Annotated in this window: 15 protein-coding genes and 1 pseudogene; 3 read left to right on the top strand and 13 right to left on the bottom strand. The window is 58.3% G+C overall.

Annotation, left to right across the window (positions count from 1 at the left end; all coding sequences use genetic code 11):
- Positions 1 to 336 precede the first annotated feature (336 nt).
- Positions 337 to 735, top strand: coding sequence for a thioesterase family protein (locus tag ACO6BQ_RS05335; protein ID WP_489119879.1), 399 nt, complete (start codon positions 337 to 339; stop codon positions 733 to 735).
- A gap of 86 nt (positions 736 to 821) precedes the next feature.
- Here ACO6BQ_RS05335 and ACO6BQ_RS05340 read toward each other — a convergent pair whose 3' ends face one another.
- From ACO6BQ_RS05340 to ACO6BQ_RS05360, 5 genes are all read right to left on the bottom strand, one after another.
- A complete protein-coding gene (locus ACO6BQ_RS05340) occupies positions 822 to 6761 on the bottom strand; it encodes an autotransporter outer membrane beta-barrel domain-containing protein (RefSeq protein WP_489119880.1) in 5940 nt (1979 codons plus the stop codon).
- Between the two features lie 225 nt (positions 6762 to 6986).
- Positions 6987 to 7730, bottom strand: coding sequence for a tRNA1(Val) (adenine(37)-N6)-methyltransferase (locus ACO6BQ_RS05345; protein ID WP_489119881.1), 744 nt, complete (start codon positions 7728 to 7730; stop codon positions 6987 to 6989).
- Entirely contained in the window at positions 7723 to 8811 is a 1089-nt protein-coding gene (locus ACO6BQ_RS05350) for a PSP1 domain-containing protein (RefSeq protein WP_489119882.1), read from the bottom strand. The genes ACO6BQ_RS05345 and ACO6BQ_RS05350 overlap by 8 nt, the downstream gene beginning before the upstream one ends.
- Before the next feature lie 110 nt (positions 8812 to 8921).
- The gene (gene holB / locus ACO6BQ_RS05355) at positions 8922 to 9977 is read right to left on the bottom strand and encodes a DNA polymerase III subunit delta' (RefSeq protein WP_489119883.1); all 1056 of its coding nucleotides are present in this window, start codon (positions 9975 to 9977) and stop codon (positions 8922 to 8924) included.
- Positions 9977 to 10432, bottom strand: a complete 456-nt coding sequence (locus tag ACO6BQ_RS05360) for a YaaR family protein (protein WP_489119884.1) — start codon at positions 10430 to 10432, stop codon at positions 9977 to 9979. The genes holB and ACO6BQ_RS05360 overlap by 1 nt, the downstream gene beginning before the upstream one ends.
- A 173-nt stretch (positions 10433 to 10605) precedes the next feature.
- Between ACO6BQ_RS05360 and ACO6BQ_RS05365 the strand changes: the two genes are divergently transcribed.
- Positions 10606 to 11331: a flagellar brake protein gene (locus ACO6BQ_RS05365; protein WP_489119885.1), complete on the top strand. Its 726-nt coding sequence runs from the start codon at positions 10606 to 10608 to the stop codon at positions 11329 to 11331.
- 54 nt (positions 11332 to 11385) lie between these two features.
- Here the strand turns inward: ACO6BQ_RS05365 and ACO6BQ_RS05370 are convergent, their stop codons facing one another.
- The 3 genes from ACO6BQ_RS05370 to ACO6BQ_RS05380 form a co-directional block, all read right to left on the bottom strand.
- The gene (locus ACO6BQ_RS05370) at positions 11386 to 11871 is read right to left on the bottom strand and encodes a YbjN domain-containing protein (protein WP_489119886.1); all 486 of its coding nucleotides are present in this window, start codon (positions 11869 to 11871) and stop codon (positions 11386 to 11388) included.
- Between the two features lie 42 nt (positions 11872 to 11913).
- Complete coding sequence (locus ACO6BQ_RS05375) at positions 11914 to 12429, bottom strand: YbjN domain-containing protein (RefSeq protein ID WP_489119887.1); 516 nt, start codon at positions 12427 to 12429, stop codon at positions 11914 to 11916.
- A 273-nt stretch (positions 12430 to 12702) separates the two neighbouring features.
- Positions 12703 to 13611, bottom strand: coding sequence for a hypothetical protein (locus ACO6BQ_RS05380; protein ID WP_489119888.1), 909 nt, complete (start codon positions 13609 to 13611; stop codon positions 12703 to 12705).
- A gap of 110 nt (positions 13612 to 13721) precedes the next feature.
- On the opposite strand from ACO6BQ_RS05380, the pseudogene ACO6BQ_RS05385 reads away from it, so the two are divergent.
- Positions 13722 to 13868, top strand: a pseudogene (locus ACO6BQ_RS05385) (ABC transporter substrate-binding protein); the annotation flags it as partial.
- A gap of 81 nt (positions 13869 to 13949) precedes the next feature.
- Here ACO6BQ_RS05385 and ACO6BQ_RS05390 read toward each other — a convergent pair.
- The 5 genes from ACO6BQ_RS05390 to ACO6BQ_RS05410 form a co-directional block, all read right to left on the bottom strand.
- Positions 13950 to 14594, bottom strand: a complete 645-nt coding sequence (locus ACO6BQ_RS05390) for a hypothetical protein (protein ID WP_489119889.1) — start codon at positions 14592 to 14594, stop codon at positions 13950 to 13952.
- Between the two features lie 77 nt (positions 14595 to 14671).
- On the bottom strand, positions 14672 to 15619 hold the full coding sequence (metA, locus tag ACO6BQ_RS05395) for a homoserine O-acetyltransferase MetA (protein WP_489119890.1): 948 nt from the start codon (positions 15617 to 15619) through the stop codon (positions 14672 to 14674).
- A gap of 42 nt (positions 15620 to 15661) precedes the next feature.
- Positions 15662 to 16552, bottom strand: a complete 891-nt coding sequence (locus tag ACO6BQ_RS05400; protein WP_489119891.1) for a hypothetical protein — start codon at positions 16550 to 16552, stop codon at positions 15662 to 15664.
- 48 nt (positions 16553 to 16600) lie between these two features.
- Positions 16601 to 17452 carry a histidinol-phosphatase gene (locus tag ACO6BQ_RS05405; protein WP_489119892.1) on the bottom strand — a complete coding sequence of 284 codons (852 nt, stop codon included), beginning with the start codon at positions 17450 to 17452 and terminating at the stop codon, positions 16601 to 16603.
- 8 nt (positions 17453 to 17460) lie between these two features.
- The gene (locus ACO6BQ_RS05410; RefSeq protein WP_489119893.1) at positions 17461 to 18264 is read right to left on the bottom strand and encodes a Cof-type HAD-IIB family hydrolase; all 804 of its coding nucleotides are present in this window, start codon (positions 18262 to 18264) and stop codon (positions 17461 to 17463) included.
- Positions 18265 to 18379: the final 115 nt, after the last annotated feature.

Here is an 18379-nt window from a genome sequence, read left to right on the forward strand (position 1 = left end):
CCTCCATTTTTTACTTTATCACCGAGATTTTCTGTCGGTCTCAGTTGTATACTGAGATTCATTATATACGAAGTGATAATACATGAGAACTATTGTCATTGTCAACGGTATTTCCAATTTATTATCCTTTTTTTGAATAAAAACTTAACAAAGTATGAATAAAAGAATGTAGTTTTACTTTTATATATGAATCACTTTTCATATTTGTGTGTGCTGCAACACTTCCCTGCGCAAAACGCCACAATTCGGATTCTTCTGGACAGCTTTACGTATTGTGCTTATAATACGTGTAGTATCTCAAAACCTCAACGTATTATCAAAAAAGGAGCAATTCACATGGACTACACAAGCAAGATCGCCGTCGGCATGACCCACGAGGCGGTGGACACGGTAACGGATGCAAATACGGCTCTGACGGTCGGCAGCGGCTCGCTCGCGGTGTACGCAACGCCTGCAATGGCGGCGCTGATGGAGCGTGCGGCGGCGGAGCTTTGTCAGCAGGAATGTCCCGAGGGATGGACAACGGTCGGCACATCACTGAACATCGCGCACCGCGCGGCAACTCCGACGGGGCTGACGGTACGCGCCATTGCCGAGGTGACGGCGGTGGACGGACGCGCGATCACGTTGCGCGTCACGGCATACGATGCACGCGAAGAGATCGGTACAGGGACGCACACACGCTTTGCCGTCGCCGCATCGAAGTTCATGGCGAAAGCAGAGGGCAAGCACTGACAAGATTTATTTACAATAAAAACGCAGGAGAGCGGCACACGATTGTACCGCTCTCCTGCGTTTTTATATGATTTTCAAATGCGTGCTCAGAATGCCCACGCGATGTTGAAGCCGCCCGTGACACCCTTGCGCTTGCCCTTGAAGCCCGTGAGGTTCAATCCGTAGCTGACGGTGCTGTCCACGGGAGCGTAGCGATACCCGAGTTCGAGGAGCGTGGTGCTGCCCTTGAGGCTCGTGCTCGGCAGGTTATAGCCCTGATAGGATGCCGTTCCCTTGCCGTCGAACTCGTACTCCCACGCGAGTCCTGCATAGAATTCGCCGTCCATGTCATTCTTCATGGTAAAGCGTGTGCCGAAGCGGATACGGCTCGAAGTGGATGCGCCGAAGTCATACGGCTCGCCGGTCGAAAGGGTTGCGCTCGCGCCCGCCTGATGCGCGTAGAAATACTTGGCATAGGTATCGATCTTGTTGCCATTGATGAGTTCGCGCTTCTGTCCGACCCCAATGTGACCGGCGAAGTAGCTGCTCGACAGATCGTAGCCGGTGGCCTTCGCGCCGATGATGCCGCTGTAATCGCTCTTTGCACGACCAATGCGCAGACTGCCCTCAAGATAGGTGCCGCTCTCGCTCTCCGTCTTTGCCATGACACCGATGCCGAGGTAGCTAGTCTTGCCGCTGCCGTGCGTGCCGTCGTCGAGGTAGGAGTCATAGTTACCCCTACCGTACTCGATGAACGGACCGAAGGTGAGCGATCTGTCCAGAAGTTCGTTGCGGCGTGCATAGCCGACGTTGAGATTCCAGCCCTTCGTATCAACGTAGGAGCCGGACTTGAGGCGCATGCTTCCGAAGCTCTGCGCCGCAAACAGCTGATAGCTGCCGAGGTTGGAGAGTGGAACGGAAGCAGCAGCAGAGCTCTTCTCGCTGCCCACAGACGATGCATCCACAAGATCCGCGATCTGCGCTGCCGCAGTCTCCGCTGCAGGGATTCCGACATCGGTGAGGAGGTCGGAGCCGCTCGCAAGGAAGGCAATCGACGCTGCCTGTGTCTCGACGAGGGATTTCGTCTCGTCCTTCACCTTGATGTTCGTGACGTGTGCAAAGAGCTCGTTCTTCGTGCCCGTCGATGCCGTACCACGCGTATTCAGGGTGTACTCATAGTCGAGGGTAACGCCCTTCGTCGTCTGATAGGTTGTGCCCGAGAGGTTATTTGCCGTCACAATGTTCTGCGCGTCGGGCAGTCTGACGAGGCTGATGTCATCGCCCACGCCGATCGGCGCGTATCCGCCGTCGAGCTCCATGGTGATCGTGCTGCCGCTGATGTCCTTGTTCTTTGCCTGTGTCGTGGTCAGCATGGACTTCGAGAGGTCAGCACGCGGGGAGAGGTAGAAGTTGAGGTTCTGGAAATCCTCAAAATACCCGACCTTTGCCCCCATGTCATAAACGTTCAGTGTATTGCCGTCCTTGGCAGATGCGGATACACCCGTCGTAAGTTTTCCGCCATAGACGCTGCCCGCAACCTCGGTGCCGCGCAGCGTGATGCTGTTGTTCTTGGCACTCTTGCCATAGCCGCCGACAACATCGCCGCCAATATGGACAGAGGAGAGGACGACGCTGTTATTCTGTGCATCGTCGTTCTTCGACCAGCCGCCATAGACAGAGCCCGAGACCGAGCCGCCCGATACGGTGACATAGTTGCTGTCTGCCTTTGCCTTGCTCTCGCTCTTGACACCGTAGATGTTGCCGGTCAGCGCACCGCGCGTGAGGATAACACCGTTGCCGCTCATCGTACTCGAGCCACTGCCGGATCCACTGCCGCCCGAGCCGCTGCCGCCCGAACTGCCCGAACTGCTCGAGGTGCTCGTGTTCGCTGCGTATGCACCGTAGACATCGCGGATCTTGAGCGCATTTGCACTGTCAATCGTGAGCATATTGTTCTTCAGGCTTCCGGAGGTGCCCGTGGTGACACCCGCTGCGGCGTAGTTGTCAATGCCGCTTGTGTGTACGCCCGTAATACGGAGCTTGTTGTTCTCCACATCGTGATTCATCGCGGAGATGCCCGTGAACACCCTGCTGTCTGCCGCCGATGCGTTGGTGCTGTCATAGCTGCGGTCGCCGTCGCGCAGACGGTTGAAGGTCAGCAGGAGGTCGGAGCCCTGCGTCTGATCGTTCTCCGTATGCAGGTAGACCTCATAGTTCGTATTCGCGTACTTGGACGTACGATCCTGGTTCTTTGCATAGTTCGTAAATGTCATCTGTCCGTTGCTCTCGATGAGCTTTACGGAATGCGAGCCCGTCCACGTCGGGTTCAGGTGGAATTTGCTGACATCCTCCGTGATATTCGCCATGTCAACCGTACCGCCAAGACCGCCCGTCTGCTCAATCTTGAGCATGGTATGGTCGATGAGCGTATCGTTGTGAAGGACGAATTTGAAGGTGTCGAAGTTTTTCACCTGCTGTACGGAGACATTGCTCGCCTGTACGACGAGCGTGTTGCCCGTGCCGACACCGTTATCGTTCGCACCATAGATATTTCCTGCGATGGTCGCACCGTAGCTGCCGTCGTCCGCGCCAAGCGTGAGCGTGTTTCCCTTCGCCTGTCCTGCGGTCGCAGCATAGCCCGCATAGATATTGCCCGACACGGTACCGCCCGTGACGTAGACGTTGTTGCCGCTGACCTCGCCCGTGCCCGCCGAGTAGCCGCCGTAGAGCGTGCCCGCCTTGCCGCCCGACATGCGCAGAACGTTGTTCTCCACCTTGTCGTTGTTGCCGGCCTCGTGGATATAGCCGCCGTAGCCCGCTGTCACCTGGTAGGCATTGCTGCCCGTCGACTTGATCTCAAGCGTATTCCCCCGCGTACCGCCGGAGCCGCCGGACGCCCCCATCGTCTTTGCGCCGTATGCCGTGATATCGCGGCTGAGTGGTTTGTCAATCGTGAGGATATTGTGCTCGGTCGTATGCCCCCCGTAGGAGCGTCCCGCGAACCAGTCCGCATCGGTGCTCGTCGTATCGTATGCGACGTTGCCGTTCTGGAAACGGTTGTAGTCCAACAGAACGCGTCTGCCCGTCGTCGTGCCGGTGGGAGCCTCCGTGCCGTCGGAACGCACGAGACGCAGTGCGTATTCGTAGTCGCTGTGTGTCGGAGAGATCAGCCACGCCGCCGTCGGGGTGTAGCTTTGGAATTTCAGCGCGTAGTCGTCATCGCCCTCAAGGAGGGTAACACGCCCTGCGATCTGCTTCGCCGACATATTCTGAAGGTTGATCTTGACATTCGAGAAGTTCACGGGCGTGGTTCCCGAATATTGGTTCTCAAAGCCGTTGTGATCGGTCACCTTCAGCATCGTCGCGTTCTTGCCGATCTTGTCCGTGAGGTAGAAGTTATAGTTCGTGAAGTTGTGAACACCCTTGACAGTAATGTTCTGCCCCTTGACATTCAGCGTGTTGCCCACCGCTGTGCTGCGCCCGCCATAGATGGTCGCCTGTGTAAGGTTCGCCGTGTAGCTGCCGTCGTCTGCCCCGAGGTTGACCACATTATTCTGCTCGACCGATGGATCCGTCCCACGCGCGTAGCCGCCGTACACATTGCCGCGCAGCGTGCCGTCGGGACGCGTACCGCCCGTGAGCGTACCGCCCGTAATGGTGACGGTATTGCCGACGGAGGTCGGCGTAGTTCCAGTGCTGCCCGAGCCGGAGGATTGCGCTGCATAGGTCACGCCGCCGAAGATATCGCCGACGATTTCGCCGCCCTTGACCGTGACCATATTGTTCGTAACGGAGCCCGCCTTCGTGCTCGTTGAGGTGTTCTCACCGCCGACGACGTTGTCATCCACCCTGCCGTTCTCGATGGTGACGCTATTGTCCTTCACAGCCCCCGTGCCGTTCGCCGTCGCGCCGTAGACATCATGCACAGCACCGCCCTTAACGGTGACGCTGTTCGAGGAAAGGCTCGCATTGCCATTTGCCGCCGCGCCGTATGCCGTTTCAGAGACCTTTGCGGTACCCGAGATCTCGACGGTGTTGTTCGTCGCCGTGCCGGTGCCCGCAGCAGTGCCATAGCCCGTCAGATATGCACCGTAGATCTTGTGCGCGGAGCCGCCGCTGATCTTGACATGGTTGTCGTTGACCAGCTGAACATGTGCGTTGGTGGAGCTGCCCGCGCCGAAGAGTTCACCGAATACACCGTAGACGGTGGCCTGAATGTCACCCTCGGTGATCGTGACCGTATTCTGCTCAGCTTTGCGGTCCACGCTGTTATCGCCGCGAATCGCGCCGCCCTTGATCTCTCCATGCACAACGGGGTAGACCGTGGTACGCGAAGCATTTGCTCCGCCGTGAATCGCAACCCTGTTCGAGCTGACCGTGGTTGTACCGTAGCCGCCCGTAATGCGGTTGACCGTTCCCTTGTTGACGGTGACGCTGTTGTTCGTGACCGCCCCCGTGCCGCTGTAGGCAATGCCATTGCCCGAGGTCAAATTGTCCGATTTGCCGCCGAAGATATCGCCCGTCACCGTACCATCCGCGACTGTGACCTCATTGTGATCGACCAGTCCCGTCCCCGTTGCAACACCGCCAAAGAGGTTCTCGATCGTGCCGGAGTTCAGCGTCAGCTTATTCCGTACAGCATCCGCACCCGTGGAGGTGTAGCCGCCGTAGCCCGAAACGAGGCCCGTCGCGTTGTTGAGTACGAGGGTATTGTCCTGGACGACCTTTTTATTGCCGGTCTGACCACCGAGGTTTTCCCAGATGGAATAGCCTCCATAGATCGTATTCCGTCCGCTGAGTGCGCCCGTATGCGTATGGTTCGCGTTCTGGTAGCGATGGAGCTCTGCGTCAACGTAGTTGCGCGTCGTCGAGGTCGCCGTATCCGTCTCTGTGCGCAGCTTGATGCGGTACTCGTAGTCGCCGCTCCAATCCGTCGTACCGGGCGATGTATAGTTGGAAAATCTCAGATTCGATGTGCGATTGGTCGTTGTGTTGCCGTCAGCCATCAGCGTGACCGTGCCGACATCGCCAAAGTAGTCCTGCACACTCTTTCCCTGTGCATTGACCCCCTTGCCGCTCCAACCTGTCGCGTCGACTTTGATGTCCTCCCACGCAACCGCGCGCCCGAATGCGTCGTTGTTGTGGGTGAGCGTGAGCATGGTGTTGCCCGCTGCAACACCCGTGTTCAGATGAAATTCGTACGTGTGGAAGTTTTGCGCGGAGTTTGCCGTAATGCCCTTGGTCTGCACAATCAGGTGGTTGTTCCGAATGGCATCGAGGCTGCCGCCCGAAACGCCCGTGGAGTTGCTGCCTCCGTAGAGGGACGCATTGCTGAGGTTCGGTGTGGCACTCCCGTTCACATCGCCGAGGATAACGCGGTTGCCCGTCGTTCCGCCGGCCGCATTCTCAGCATAGCCGCCGTAGACCTTGCCCGTGACCGTGCCATTTGCTATCGTAACTGTGTTGTTGATGGCAGAGGTCTTGCCCATACCACCCGCAATCGCAACGCCGTCTGTTCCTGCCGTGACCGTGCCGCCCGCGAGTTCCACCCCGCCGTTCGCCACGCCGCCCGCGGTCGAGCGCACACCAATGACAGAGCCTGTGACAATTCCGTCATTCATCTTGACCGTGTTCGGATTTGTCTGCGCCGCACCCGAAACCTGAGCTATATTGAGACCGATGCCGCCGTACGCATTGCCCGTGAGTTTTATGCTGTTAATGACGAGCGTGTTGCCCGTCACAGCGGTGGTCGTCGTACTCGTTCCACCCGCCGAGATATCGCCTACGACGACGGGAAGGTTCGTTGTCCCTGCCGTGCCGATGGTAAGCGTGTTGTCCGTCACCGAACCGTTCATCAGATTCGTACCGACAATGTCACCGTAGGGATTTTCCGTCGTCCCCACTCCATTGATTCCCGTCTGTGCTCCGCCCGTTCCGACAGTCGCACTCTCTGCCGCATACGCCGCAGGCGCACCTGCAAAGGCATCGCCGACGGCAAGTGCCACAAATGCGGCGAGCTGCCGCTTTGCCTTCATTCCTTTGAACATTTTTCTTCTCCTCCACGAATGCAAATCCGCTACACGGGGTATCATATTTTTATATGAATGTCCTCCCCCCCGCAGACATACACAATCATGACACTGCGGAGATTTTCTCATTTATCTATTATATAGTAGATGTTGGAAAAGGTCAATCGTAACTTTCGGAGCGCCCCTTCCACCACGCTGCGCGTGGTCCCCCTCCCCCGTGTCGCACGGGGGAGGCTGAAGGAATTACATTGTCTGCCCGTAGATGCTGCGGATCTCCTCGGTATACCGCCCCTCCGCGTCGCGCACGATGAGTGCGGGGTCGTGGCGCATTCCGGTCAGTGCCGCGCCCTTGACCGCCTCGATGAGCATGAGGTTCGGCGCACGATCCGCACACGGCTGTACCATGCGCAGACGCTTGACGGCAAGGTGCTCCGCATGGAGGGCGAGGATGATCTCACCGATCCGCTCGGGGAGGTGCACCATGGCGAGCCGTCCGCCGTGACGGAGGGCGTACGACGCGGCGTGTACGGTGTCGGCAAGGGTCGCCGTGATCTCGTGCCGTGCCGCTGCGCGTGCGCCCAGGCTGACTGCTCCGCTCGTCACAGCACGGTACGGTGGGTTGCTGAATACAAGGTCATATTCTCCGCACGCAAAAAGAGCGGGAGGGTCACGATAGTCGCCCTCCCGCACTGTTATTTTGTCTGTGAGATGGTTCAGCCGTACGTTCCGCATAGCAAGCTCCGCCTGTACGGGATTCAGCTCAACCGCCGTAATCTGCGCCGCGAAGTCTGCGACGAGGAGGGGGATCACGCCCGTACCCGTCCCGAGGTCGAGCACGCGCTCGCGCCCCGTCATCTGTGGGAAATGCGCAAGCAGAACGGCATCCATGGAGAAGCAGAATTCATCCGTGCGCTGGATGATGCGCCGTCCGCCCAATGCGAGGTCGTCCATCCGCTCGTTCGGGCGCAGCTGTGCCCTGTCACTCATGGGATTCATTGCCCTCGCGCGAGCTGCGGCGCGGCTGTCGTCGCCCGCCCTGTGCGCGGCGGCGTTCGCTCGTGTTCTTCGCGGCACGCTCACTATGCTCGCGACGTTCACTGCGTTCGCCGCGCTCTCCGCGCTCATTGCGCGGTTTTCCGCCGGCGGGACGCTCGCGCCGCGCACGCTCCTCGCGCGGTTCTCTCTGCGTATGCGCACGCGGCACACGCTCTCTGCGCTGCCTGTGCGGACGCTCTGCGCCCTCCTCGCCTTCGACGCGTGCGACATCCTCCCATGCAGCGATGACTGTCTTGCCGTCATCCGTCAGAATGGTTGCCGTGCGCCGCTGTTCGTGCACCGCCACGACGCGCCCCTCGCCATCCTCGGCGATGACGCGGTCATTTACTGCGGGGGTGTACTCCACCTTTTTCGCACACATACAGCCGCCGCAGCCGTATCCCTCGCTCTCATATTTCAGGCAGCACATGAGCCGCCCACAGATCCCCGAGATCTTCGTCGGGTTGAGCGAGAGGTTCTGCTCCTTTGCCATGCGGATGGAGACGGGGACGAAGTCGCCGAGGAAGGTCGCACAGCACAGCGGCCGCCCGCAGCAGCCCATGCCGCCCATCATCTTTGCCTCGTCACGCACGCCGATCTGGCGCAGCTCGATGCGCGTGCGGAACACGCCCGCGAGCTCGCGTACGAGCTGACGAAAGTCGATGCGTCCGTCCGCCGTGAAGTAAAAGAGCATCTTGGAGAGGTCAAAGGTGAGCTCCACGTCGACGAGCTTCATCTTCAGTCCGAGTTCGCGGATTTTCTCCTCACAGATCGTACGCGCCTCACGCTCACGTGCACGGTTCTCCTCGATGCGTGCGAGGTCGGAGGCGTCCGCGACGCGGTGTACAATGCGCAGGTTCGGCGGAAGGGATTCGTCCGCGACCTCACGCGGCGCGACGACGACCTTGCCGCACTCCATGCCGCGTGTGGTCTGAACGACGACGTAGTCGCCCTCGGCGATGGTCAGCCGCCCCTGCCCAAAGGAATATATCTTGCCCGCCGACTTGAAGCGGACACCTACAATCGTTTGCAAAACTTCCTCCTGAGATTATATATATGTGCCCCCGCCGTATGCGATCCCCCTCCCCCGCAATCACAGGGCGGGGAGAAGCAAAAAAACGCAGTGCGCCGATCGGGGCGTTCTTATTTTTCGCGTACCCGCAGCAAAAACGCCTCTACCTGCAGCGCGGGATTCACATTCGCCGCGAAACGGCGTGTGAGTTGGCGCGTTTCCTCCATGAGTGCAAAGAGATCTGCGCGTGTCAGCTGTGTGAGCAGTGCGGTGAGTTCTGCACGGCGGTCGATATGGTAGAGTTCCGATGCAGCCCCGTCCTCATGCAGGACGAGCAGATCGCGCAGTGCCATCTGCAAAAAGCCGATCCATTCCGTGCGCTCGGCGTGCGTACGCGCACCGATCTCCGCCGCGCGTCCCCAAATCTCCTCGATACTGAGCGTTCTGAGCTGTGTGAGGAGCGTGATTGCCTCATCGCGCAGGGCAAGCCCCTCCGCCGCGAGCGCATATGCCCGCCCGAGGCTGCCGTCCGCGAGCGCGGCGATGGTCTCCGCATTCTCCGTGCCGCACGCCAAGAGTGCCGCCGCAATCTCCGCGCGCGGCAGCGCACCAAATGCGATGCGCACTGCGCGTGAGCGGATGGTCGGCAGAATGGCGTCATAGGCACTCGTCACGAAGATAAAGAGCACCTCACCCGTCGGCTCCTCGATGGTCTTGAGGAGGCGGTTCGCCGCCGTCTCGTTCATTGTCTCCGCACCGTCGATGAGGATGATGCGCCGCTGCGCCTGAACGGGCGCGCCCGATGCGGCGATGAGGATGTCGCGCACCGCCTCCGTGCGGATCATCGCCGCCCCCTTGCCGCGCACCTCGGGCACAACCTCGAAGTAGTCGGGATGCACACCCGCCGCCATCGTGCGGCAGGCATCGCACCCCCCACAGGGCGCATCTCCGCCCCCCGTGCAGAGCAGTGTCCGCGCCAGCACACGCGCCACGCGCCGCTTGCCGACGCCCTCCATCCCACAAAAGAGCAGGGCATGGGGCAGACGCTGTGCGCCGGCAAGCGCACGCAGCCGAGAGATGATTGCCGCGTGTCCGCGCACGTTCGCCCAGTTCTCCGGAAACTCCTCCCGCACGGCCTCATCGCCGACAGGTGCGGACACAGCGACATTTTTCTTTGGACGCGCCATTACATGTAGAGGTCGACGAGCAGTCCGCGGATGGCATCATGGCTCGCGATGATGTCGAGCTGGTCTGCCTGTCCGAGGCGGATCTTCTCCGCCATCTCCTCAAGTTTGCGGTCGATTTTACGGACAGAGGTATAGACCTTTTGCCGCCCGAGCCGATCCCATCCCGCCTGTGTCCGCAGCTCGTACATCGTGCCGACCGCCTCGCCGATGAAGTTCTGGATGAGCGAGCGATACGAGCGCAGTTCGTCGAACGTCGGCGACTTTGAGAGGCGTGCCCCCTGCTCGTCGATCTGCTCCAGCAGGCGATCCATCGCCTCGCGTGACATGGACGACTCCTGATCTGCCAGCTCCATGCTGAAGTCGGTCGCTGCGCCGCGCACGCCCACCTCTGTCTCCGCATGCGGCATCGCCATCGACGTGCTGCGGGAAATGCTGCTGTCTATCTTCATCGCCATCGCGTCCACCGATCCCTTTTCCTTAATCGAATGGTATAATCCACCGATTATTATTATAGCTTGAACAAATACTAAAGTCAAAGCAGTTATCTGTGCCGCATGAAAATTGACTTTGCCGCATCACTTTGCTATTCTTATTTATGATACAGACCGTTCGGAAAGGATCTGACACTATGACGCTTGAGGGGGAGAAACTGACCGCACTGCTGCGGCACGATTCTGCCATCCACATTATTGAGAAGGATCTTGAGATTGACTACTACGGTACGCTCGAACTCAGCGAGGAGGAACAGACGGCAGGGCATCCTACAGGTGCACTTGCCGTGCGTCTGGACATCCCCATCGGCAAATTCGTCAACACACCCGAGGTTGGGCAGGTTTTTCAATGCCATCTGACGGGCGCGGGCTGTGTCTATCACTTTGCCGTCCCCTATCGCTCTGCCTCACAGCTGCCGGATACGATCTGGTATCTCGACATCCCCGAGAGCGCGGAGCGTATCCAGCTGCGCGACTTCGTCCGCGTGCCCATCCCGATGTCGATCGAGGTGAAGCTGCCGGGCGATCACGGCAGTCTCAAAAATTTCCGCGAGGTCGCGCTCATTGACATCAGCGGCGGCGGGCTGTGCTTCGTCCATGACGAGTCGCTCATCATGGATGCGGATGTTGCCGTGCGTGTACCGGATCTGCCGCACATCGGAACGCTCGAAACAGACGGCGCAATCTGCCGTGCAACACCGATCGAGACGAATCTCGGCATGACGTACCACATCGGCGTACGGTTCAGTACGCTCTCAGACCGCATGCGCGAGCGGCTCGTGCAGAGCATCTACCAACTGCAGCAGAGTTATCTGCGCAAGGGGCTGAAGGTGCCGCAGATCGATCACACGAAGAGAAGCTGAGGACATACGAAAGGGCTGTTGCGCAATGTGCAACAGCCCTTTTTCCATGCAAGATCATGCCCAGCGCAGTTTCATCAGCTCGGGGTAGACCTCCTCAAGCACCTGCAATCCGACGCCGACCATCGCCATGAAGCTGTCCGCCTGGAACACGCCAACGTGCAGATCGAGCGGCAGGTCGATGTCGACGACGACATCGCGCTCATCGTCCACAACGAATTTGACATAACGATACTGGCTGTTCCACTCGTTGAGTTTTTCGTGGAATACCTTTTCATCCGAGTTCTCATCGAGGCGCACCAGACCAAAGTACTTGATCTTGATAAAGTCGTTCGTGTCGCCCTTCTCCGTAACGACGACGGCAATGCTCACGACGCTGCCGTTGTCGAGCTGCTGCCGCATACGGATGATCTGCTCCTCGCCGTCCTCGGTTTCGTCCTCGCCGTATTTCATATCCTGCTTGTCGAGTTCCGCCTTGATCGCTTCAAATGCGCTGTTCTTGAGCCCTTCGTCGCTTCCACTGAAGCCGTCAAAAAGTCCCATGGGTTCCTCCATTCAAGATGCGTATTTCGGAATCCGCTCCGTCTATTCCTGCGCACGCGGCTGATGCCCCCGCGTGCACAGGTTCATCAGATCGTCATAGATGTTCTCCACAATGCGCATACCGACTGCCATCATCGCCATCACACTGTCCGCCTGAAACGTCCCCTTGTGGAGATCCAGCGGCAGATCGATGTCGAGCACGACATCCTGATCGCGGTCGAGGCAGATTTTCACATAGCGGAACTCGCTGTTCCACGTATTGATCTTTGCGAGGAGCTCCGCACGCTCCTCCTCATCCTCAAGATAGGCGATATCGTAGAGCTTGATTTTGATGAAGCCATCGACACTGTCGTACTCGCGGACGACGATGACCGCCGTGATCGGTTCGTCGTTCTCGAGTTCGTTTCTCATGTAGAAATAGGTTTCCTGATGACCATCTTCGCTCTCATCACTGATTTCGTAGTTCCATTCGTTGCGGTCAAGTTCTTCCTTGAGCGCGTCTCTGATTCCCATTACGGCGGCATTTTCACCGCCTTGGAATCCGTCAAAAAGTCCCATTTGTCCCCTCCATATCTGCCCTGCTCTGTCCGCAGTGCATATGTCCCCCGTGTCTATGGCGCCGGAGCAATCAAACCGATACCGTCAATGGCATCGATCGCAGCAGTGCCACGTGCTTTTGAAAATTGTGTGTTGAGACGACCATCCCGATGTATTTCTCGTCGCCGTCTTCGCAGAAACTGCTGGTGTCATAGCTCCCGTGCGGAATGCCCCCCGACATTTCACACGGGCAGGAGAAGACGAGGAGCCATCAAAGCGAAACAGTGACGGCTCTCAGGCACTCTCCTGCTCCCCACGCAGCTCGCTGAGTCCCCATGCAAAGAATGCATCCATGCCGACGAAGGCAAAGCCGTTGTCTGTCACCGCCTCCCCGAACTCCTCCATCGTGCCGATGGCGAAGGATCCGGCGTAGCGTCCCGGCGCACGCTTGGGCAAGTCCCCGTTTACCCCGCGCTCAAAGAATGCCTCCGTGTCCACATTGACGGCCGAGAGCTCCTTGAGGAAGTTGCGCGCCATCTTCATTTTGCCGAGACGATAGAACAGCATTGTGAGCGGCAGATACATCATCGCCACCCCCTCCTCGTAGCGTTGATAGAGCTCAATCGCCGCATCGCCTTCCTCGATTGCCGAATAGATGAACATGAGCTGATAGCGGCGTCCGAGTGCATCGAGCTCGGACAGGCGCAGCATCTCCACGCACTCCTTTGCCGCAAGGCGCAGCTTGCGTGCCCCGATGAGTGATTCGAGATAGGACAGGCGCAGGAACATATAGGGCTTCGTTGCCGGCAGCTGCCAGAACTTGCCGATGTTCTCCTCGGAGAATACGCCCTCTGCTTGAAGCCGTGCTGTCGCCTTGCGCGTCAGATCCTCGTAGTAGTGGATGCGGTCATCGGCATTCTTGGCGAGATACTCGATCTGCATGCACGCTGCCGTGATGTTGTCCGGCTCCATGCACAGAACCCGCTTGATGATGCGGTAGCGCTCCTCCCCTGTCTTCTTTCGTGCGCGTGCGATCAGTTCATCCGCAGTGAGCGTATTCACCTCACGCGGCAGATTCGGATTCTCGCGCAGTCGCTGATTCAGCTCCGAAACGATCTCGGTCATGCGCTCGACGCTGACCTTTCCTCCCTCAGCCTTTACCATGCGGTTGAGTTCAAGCTGCATCCATTCCTTATCTGTCATGCGGTGTCCCTTCCTTTGCTGGTAGTTCCGAGGGAATCGCTGATAAAATGACGTGCGTCCAAATGGCGCGGCTGAATTTATCAGTGCTTCCCTAGGGAATCGCTGATAAAATGAAGTCTGTCAGATTGGTACAGATTTTCCGTCCGGTCAAGGAGACAAACCGGACGCATAGCAAGAGCTATGTGGAGGATTTGTCGACACAGAGCGGGCGGAAAAGATGTACCAAGATGGCAGTGCTGAATTTATCAGTGCTTCCCTATGCCTATTATACCTTGTTTTCACGGAAAAAGCTACAAAAAAGAACTGCCGCCCACACAGTGCGGACGGCAGTATCTTTGCTATTCTTTCTTCTTTTTCTTTTCTTTCTTGTCCTTCTTTGCGTTCTTATCATGGGTGTTATCGCTCTGTTGGAGCTCCGGATGGTTCTTTTCCTCGAGTGCCCTGCGATCCGCGTCGCTAAGTATACCGCGCGAACGATGGATGAGCGCATCCTGATTTGCAGCGGCGTAGTGGATGATGGCATCGAAGAACTTCTTCTCGACATCCTTCTCCGAAAGCGCGGCAAGGGTGATCTCCTTCGCATTCTCCTCGCGCGAGAGTGTGCCCCATCCGCTGTCCAGATCCTCATGCACCGTGATGTGCACAACGCCCGCAGCAAGGTCGATCATCAGATACTCCGCTGCGCCCGAGAGGTCGCTGTAGCCGTCGAGCGGCAGCATCCGCCAACGTCGCTTTGAGACAACATCCTGAATCTGGATATCGTCGTAGATGCGGAGCGTCGGAACAACAATCTTCGTGAGATCGATGTAGCCGTGTGCGTCCACCGCATACTGAATCTGCTCCTTATTAAAGTAATATCCCTGCCGTGCCGTTGACTGCACCCATTCGTAGATGTGCTTTGGAATCTCTTCGGCAGCGGCGGGACGTGTTCCCATCAACAGAAAGCCGCAGAGGAGGAGTGCCGCCCCCAATTTTTTTCGCACGCATCATCGCTCCCATCAAATGATTTGCTTCCTATGCTAGACCAAAAAACTGAATTTTTGCTGAATAGAGGAAGCACTCAGAGCCCCGAATGCAGCTCCCAGTCGTCCGCGTTGTCGAGGCTGTCCAGCTCGTACGGCGTTCCCTGATAGACGTAGTAGTTCAGCCAGTTCGCAAAGAGGAGGTGGGCAACGCTGCGCCAACGCACGACGGGCGCACGGTTCGGATCGTCCTCGGGGTAGTAGTTGCACGGAATGTCCGGGTTGAGCCCCGCCGCAAGGTCGCGGTCATACTCCGCCTTGAGCGTCATCGGATCGTACTCGGCGTGCCCCGTGATGAAGAACTGACGGCGGCGCAGGTTCGCGATGATGTAGGCTCCCGCATCGCCCTCCGAGAGTACCGTCAGCTCGGGCACACGGGCGATGTCCGCGCTCCGCGTCTCCGTATGGCGCGAATGAGGCACGTAGAAGATGTCGTCAAAGCCGCGCAGCAAGGGCTCATGCTGCACGCAGGTACGGTGCTCGTAGACACCGAAGATCTTCTTATCCACCCAATGCTTCGGGATGCCGTAGTGGTAATAAAGCCCCGCCTGTGCGCCCCAGCAGATGTGGAACGTGGAGTAGGCGTGCTTGCGGCTCCACTGCATGATCTCGGAGACCTCGTCCCAGTATGCAACGCGCTCAAACGGCAGCTGCTCGATCGGCGCGCCCGTAATGATGAAGCCGTCGTATTTTTTATGGCGCACCTCGGCGAACGTCCCGTAGAACTCCGTGAGATAGTCACGCGAGGTATGCGAGGGAATGTAGGACTCCGTGTAGATAAAGTCCACCTCCACCTGCAAGGGGGTATTCCCGAGGAGGCGCAGGAGCTGCGTCTCGGTCACATCCTTGATCGGCATGAGGTTCAGAATGAGGATGCGCAGCGGACGGATGTCCTGTCCGTATGCGCGTGCGGCATTCATGACGAATACGTTCTCCCCCTCAAGGACGTTCGTCGCAGGCAGATTGTTCGGTATCTTGATTGGCATTGTGTTCCATTCCCTTTCCTCTTGCCCCCCATAGTGTCCGCATTACTGTGCCCGATAGCGTCCGACCCATGTGCTGTAGCCGTCGGCAAAGGCACGCAGACGGATGAGCCCGCGCTCCTCGGGAGTCTCGCGCGCAATCATGCGGTATGCGCCCTCATAGCCGTCGTCGAGTGGCTGCCAGCCATCTGTCGACGACCAGTATTTCCCCGTGACAATACGCTCCGTCCCCTGCGGCAGGTTGACGGCACGCTTGTCAAATTTGATCTCGACCGCCTTGCCGTTTGCGTCGCGCACCTCTGTCCACGCCCAGAAGATCAGATTATCCCCTGCGCGGCGCATGGTCGATGTGTCCGCCGTCACCTGCGTCTTGATGCCCGAAGCGGTTTCATCCGACCAGAGGAGAATCCAGCGGTCATCCGCGCGCAGACGTGCCATCTCCCCCTGATGGAACACCATGTCAACGAGCGCGGCATAGAACTCCTCGTCGAACTGTTGGGAGTTCATCTCCTTCTCCTTGCCCTCCCCCTTTGACCAGAGGACATTGCCCGCAGCGTCGTAGAATGTCTCGCTGAGGTACTGCACGATGCGGCTCTGCGGGACAACACGCACCTCGGCAACGGCATAGGAAAGCTGACTCGGGTTCTGGATCACATGTCCGATGTTATAATTGCGGATGGTCTCCTCCGCGCCCTCGTAGGTGAACGTGGTCTTGATCTCGCCCGTAATCTCCGTCGCGACGGCCTGCGTCTGCCCCGGCGGTGTCACGCGCTGCGTCACGTGCACAGAGGTGGGGGCATAGTATTTGGAATACTTGTCTCCCGAACTCAGCCACGTCCACGCACGCGCGTCCGCAGCGAGCGCAGCGGGACATGCGGCAAACAGGAACAGAAAGGTCAACAGCAGCCCTGCGCTGCAGCGTATCGTTGTGCTCATCTCATGCTCTCCTCTCAGGGTAACATTCCTTGTCTCACAGCTGCTTCCCTACACCAGTGCGACGCGCTCTCTCCCGCGTGCGCCCGTAAAATGAATCTGCTCCGTGAATCCAAAGGAGCGTGCGTACTGCACCGCCTCCTCGTTGTAACGCGCACAGTCTTCCGGCTTGTGTGCATCCGAGGTCGTGATGAGCGGCAGCTCATATGCCCGTGCCACGCGCATAAAGTCCGGATATGGCGAGAACTCCTCCACGGGGTAGCGGTAATACGTCCCCGTGTTGAGGTCGACAATCATTTCCGCCGCCTTCATCGCCCGTGCCACACGCTCCAGATACGGCGTGACATCGAAATCGGGGAAGTGACGATAGAGGCGGATGTTGAACGGATGTCCGAGCGCATCATAGAGACCCGCTGCCGCGAGTTTTTCCACTTCCTGCGTGTACCATTCGTAGATGTCCGCGAGAGGGTGGTTGTCCCACTCCGCTTTGATTGCGCCGGTATCATACGCCCATCCGCGCAGGAAGTGCACAGACCCGATCACATAGTCAAAGGGGTACGCCTTGAGGATCTTTGCAACCGCCTCCTGATTTTGGAAGTTGCAGACCTCGATGCCCGCGCGTACCTTGTGCTTTTTTTGCAGTTTTTCAATGAATGCAAAGTATTCGTCGAGCGTGTACTTGAACTTGTTCGTCTTCAGCCATTTGCGCTGAAAGCTGCCAACAAAGCTGTCGTCCAAGATGAGGTCGTCGTAGTAGAGCTGCTCGAACTCCGGAAAGGTGTGCGAGTGCTCGGAAAAGCCGATCTCATGAACGCCGCGCTCCGCCGCCGCGCGGACGAATCCCTCCGCATAGGCCTCGTCATACGAGCCGTATTCAAGGTGCATATGATAGTCAAAACGCATGGCACACCTCAGTCAAACTCGCCCGCGAGAATGCGTTCACAGACCGCCATGACGCCGTGCTCCCGATTGCTCGGTGCTCGATAGCGTGCACGTTCCTTGACCGCAGGGATCGCATTCTCCATCGCAAAGCTGTACGTCACGGCATCCATGAGCTCCAGATCATTCCCATAGTCGCCGAACGCAGCACATTCATCGGGGCTCAGCCCAAGTCGCTCCTGCACATGCTGTGCGGCGACACCCTTGCTCACGCCCTGCGCGTAGACATCCACCCACTCGGCACTGGAGAGGGTCACCTGCATCCGATCCGCATACTGCTGCATGGCGGGATAGATCGTCTGCGCGGCATTGCCCGTCGGATCACAGAACGCCATCTTAATCGGCACGTCGTCGACGGCGGCAAAGTCCACCACCACCGCCGCATCCGACACATATTTCGCAAGCTCCGTACGGAAATCCTCCGTATTGTCCGACGCATGGAGATATCCACACTTTTTCCCGCAGTACACGGAGTGCACACCGAACAGCCCCTCGCCCGTCCGCATCACAGCGAGCGCGAGCGATGGATCGACAGGATGGGAAAACAGCTCGCTGCCGCGTTTCATCACGAGCGTCCCGTTCTCCGCGAGAAAGATCAACTCATCGCGCCACGGGGCAAACGTCTGCATGAGAGAGGCATACTGCCGCCCCGACGCAGGTGCAAAGCGGATGCCGCGTGCACGCAGCCGTTCGTACATAGCCCCGAACCCTGTGGGCAGATTCCCGTTCTCGTCGAGCAGCGTTCCGTCCATATCCGAAAAGATCAGCCGTATCATCCCGTCCCCCCCTCTTCTGTATACAACGCTTTCATTATAACAAAGAAGGATTATACGTGCAATAAATGGGGCTGTTGCACGAAGGTAAATTTATCTTTGTGCAACAGTCTATCTT

Source organism: Centipeda sp. (in: firmicutes), assembly GCF_057271695.1.

Coding starts and splice junctions, on each gene's coding strand:
- ACO6BQ_RS05335 (WP_489119879.1), top strand. CDS start 337: ATGGACTACACAAGCAAGATCGCCGTCGGCATGACCCACGAGGCGGTG.
- ACO6BQ_RS05340 (WP_489119880.1), bottom strand. CDS start 6,761: ATGTTCAAAGGAATGAAGGCAAAGCGGCAGCTCGCCGCATTTGTGGCA.
- ACO6BQ_RS05345 (WP_489119881.1), bottom strand. CDS start 7,730: ATGAGTGACAGGGCACAGCTGCGCCCGAACGAGCGGATGGACGACCTC.
- holB (WP_489119883.1), bottom strand. CDS start 9,977: ATGGCGCGTCCAAAGAAAAATGTCGCTGTGTCCGCACCTGTCGGCGAT.
- ACO6BQ_RS05360 (WP_489119884.1), bottom strand. CDS start 10,432: ATGGCGATGAAGATAGACAGCAGCATTTCCCGCAGCACGTCGATGGCG.
- ACO6BQ_RS05365 (WP_489119885.1), top strand. CDS start 10,606: ATGACGCTTGAGGGGGAGAAACTGACCGCACTGCTGCGGCACGATTCT.
- ACO6BQ_RS05370 (WP_489119886.1), bottom strand. CDS start 11,871: ATGGGACTTTTTGACGGCTTCAGTGGAAGCGACGAAGGGCTCAAGAAC.
- ACO6BQ_RS05375 (WP_489119887.1), bottom strand. CDS start 12,429: ATGGGACTTTTTGACGGATTCCAAGGCGGTGAAAATGCCGCCGTAATG.
- ACO6BQ_RS05380 (WP_489119888.1), bottom strand. CDS start 13,611: ATGACAGATAAGGAATGGATGCAGCTTGAACTCAACCGCATGGTAAAG.
- metA (WP_489119890.1), bottom strand. CDS start 15,619: ATGCCAATCAAGATACCGAACAATCTGCCTGCGACGAACGTCCTTGAG.
- ACO6BQ_RS05400 (WP_489119891.1), bottom strand. CDS start 16,552: ATGAGCACAACGATACGCTGCAGCGCAGGGCTGCTGTTGACCTTTCTG.
- ACO6BQ_RS05405 (WP_489119892.1), bottom strand. CDS start 17,452: ATGCGTTTTGACTATCATATGCACCTTGAATACGGCTCGTATGACGAG.
- ACO6BQ_RS05410 (WP_489119893.1), bottom strand. CDS start 18,264: ATGATACGGCTGATCTTTTCGGATATGGACGGAACGCTGCTCGACGAG.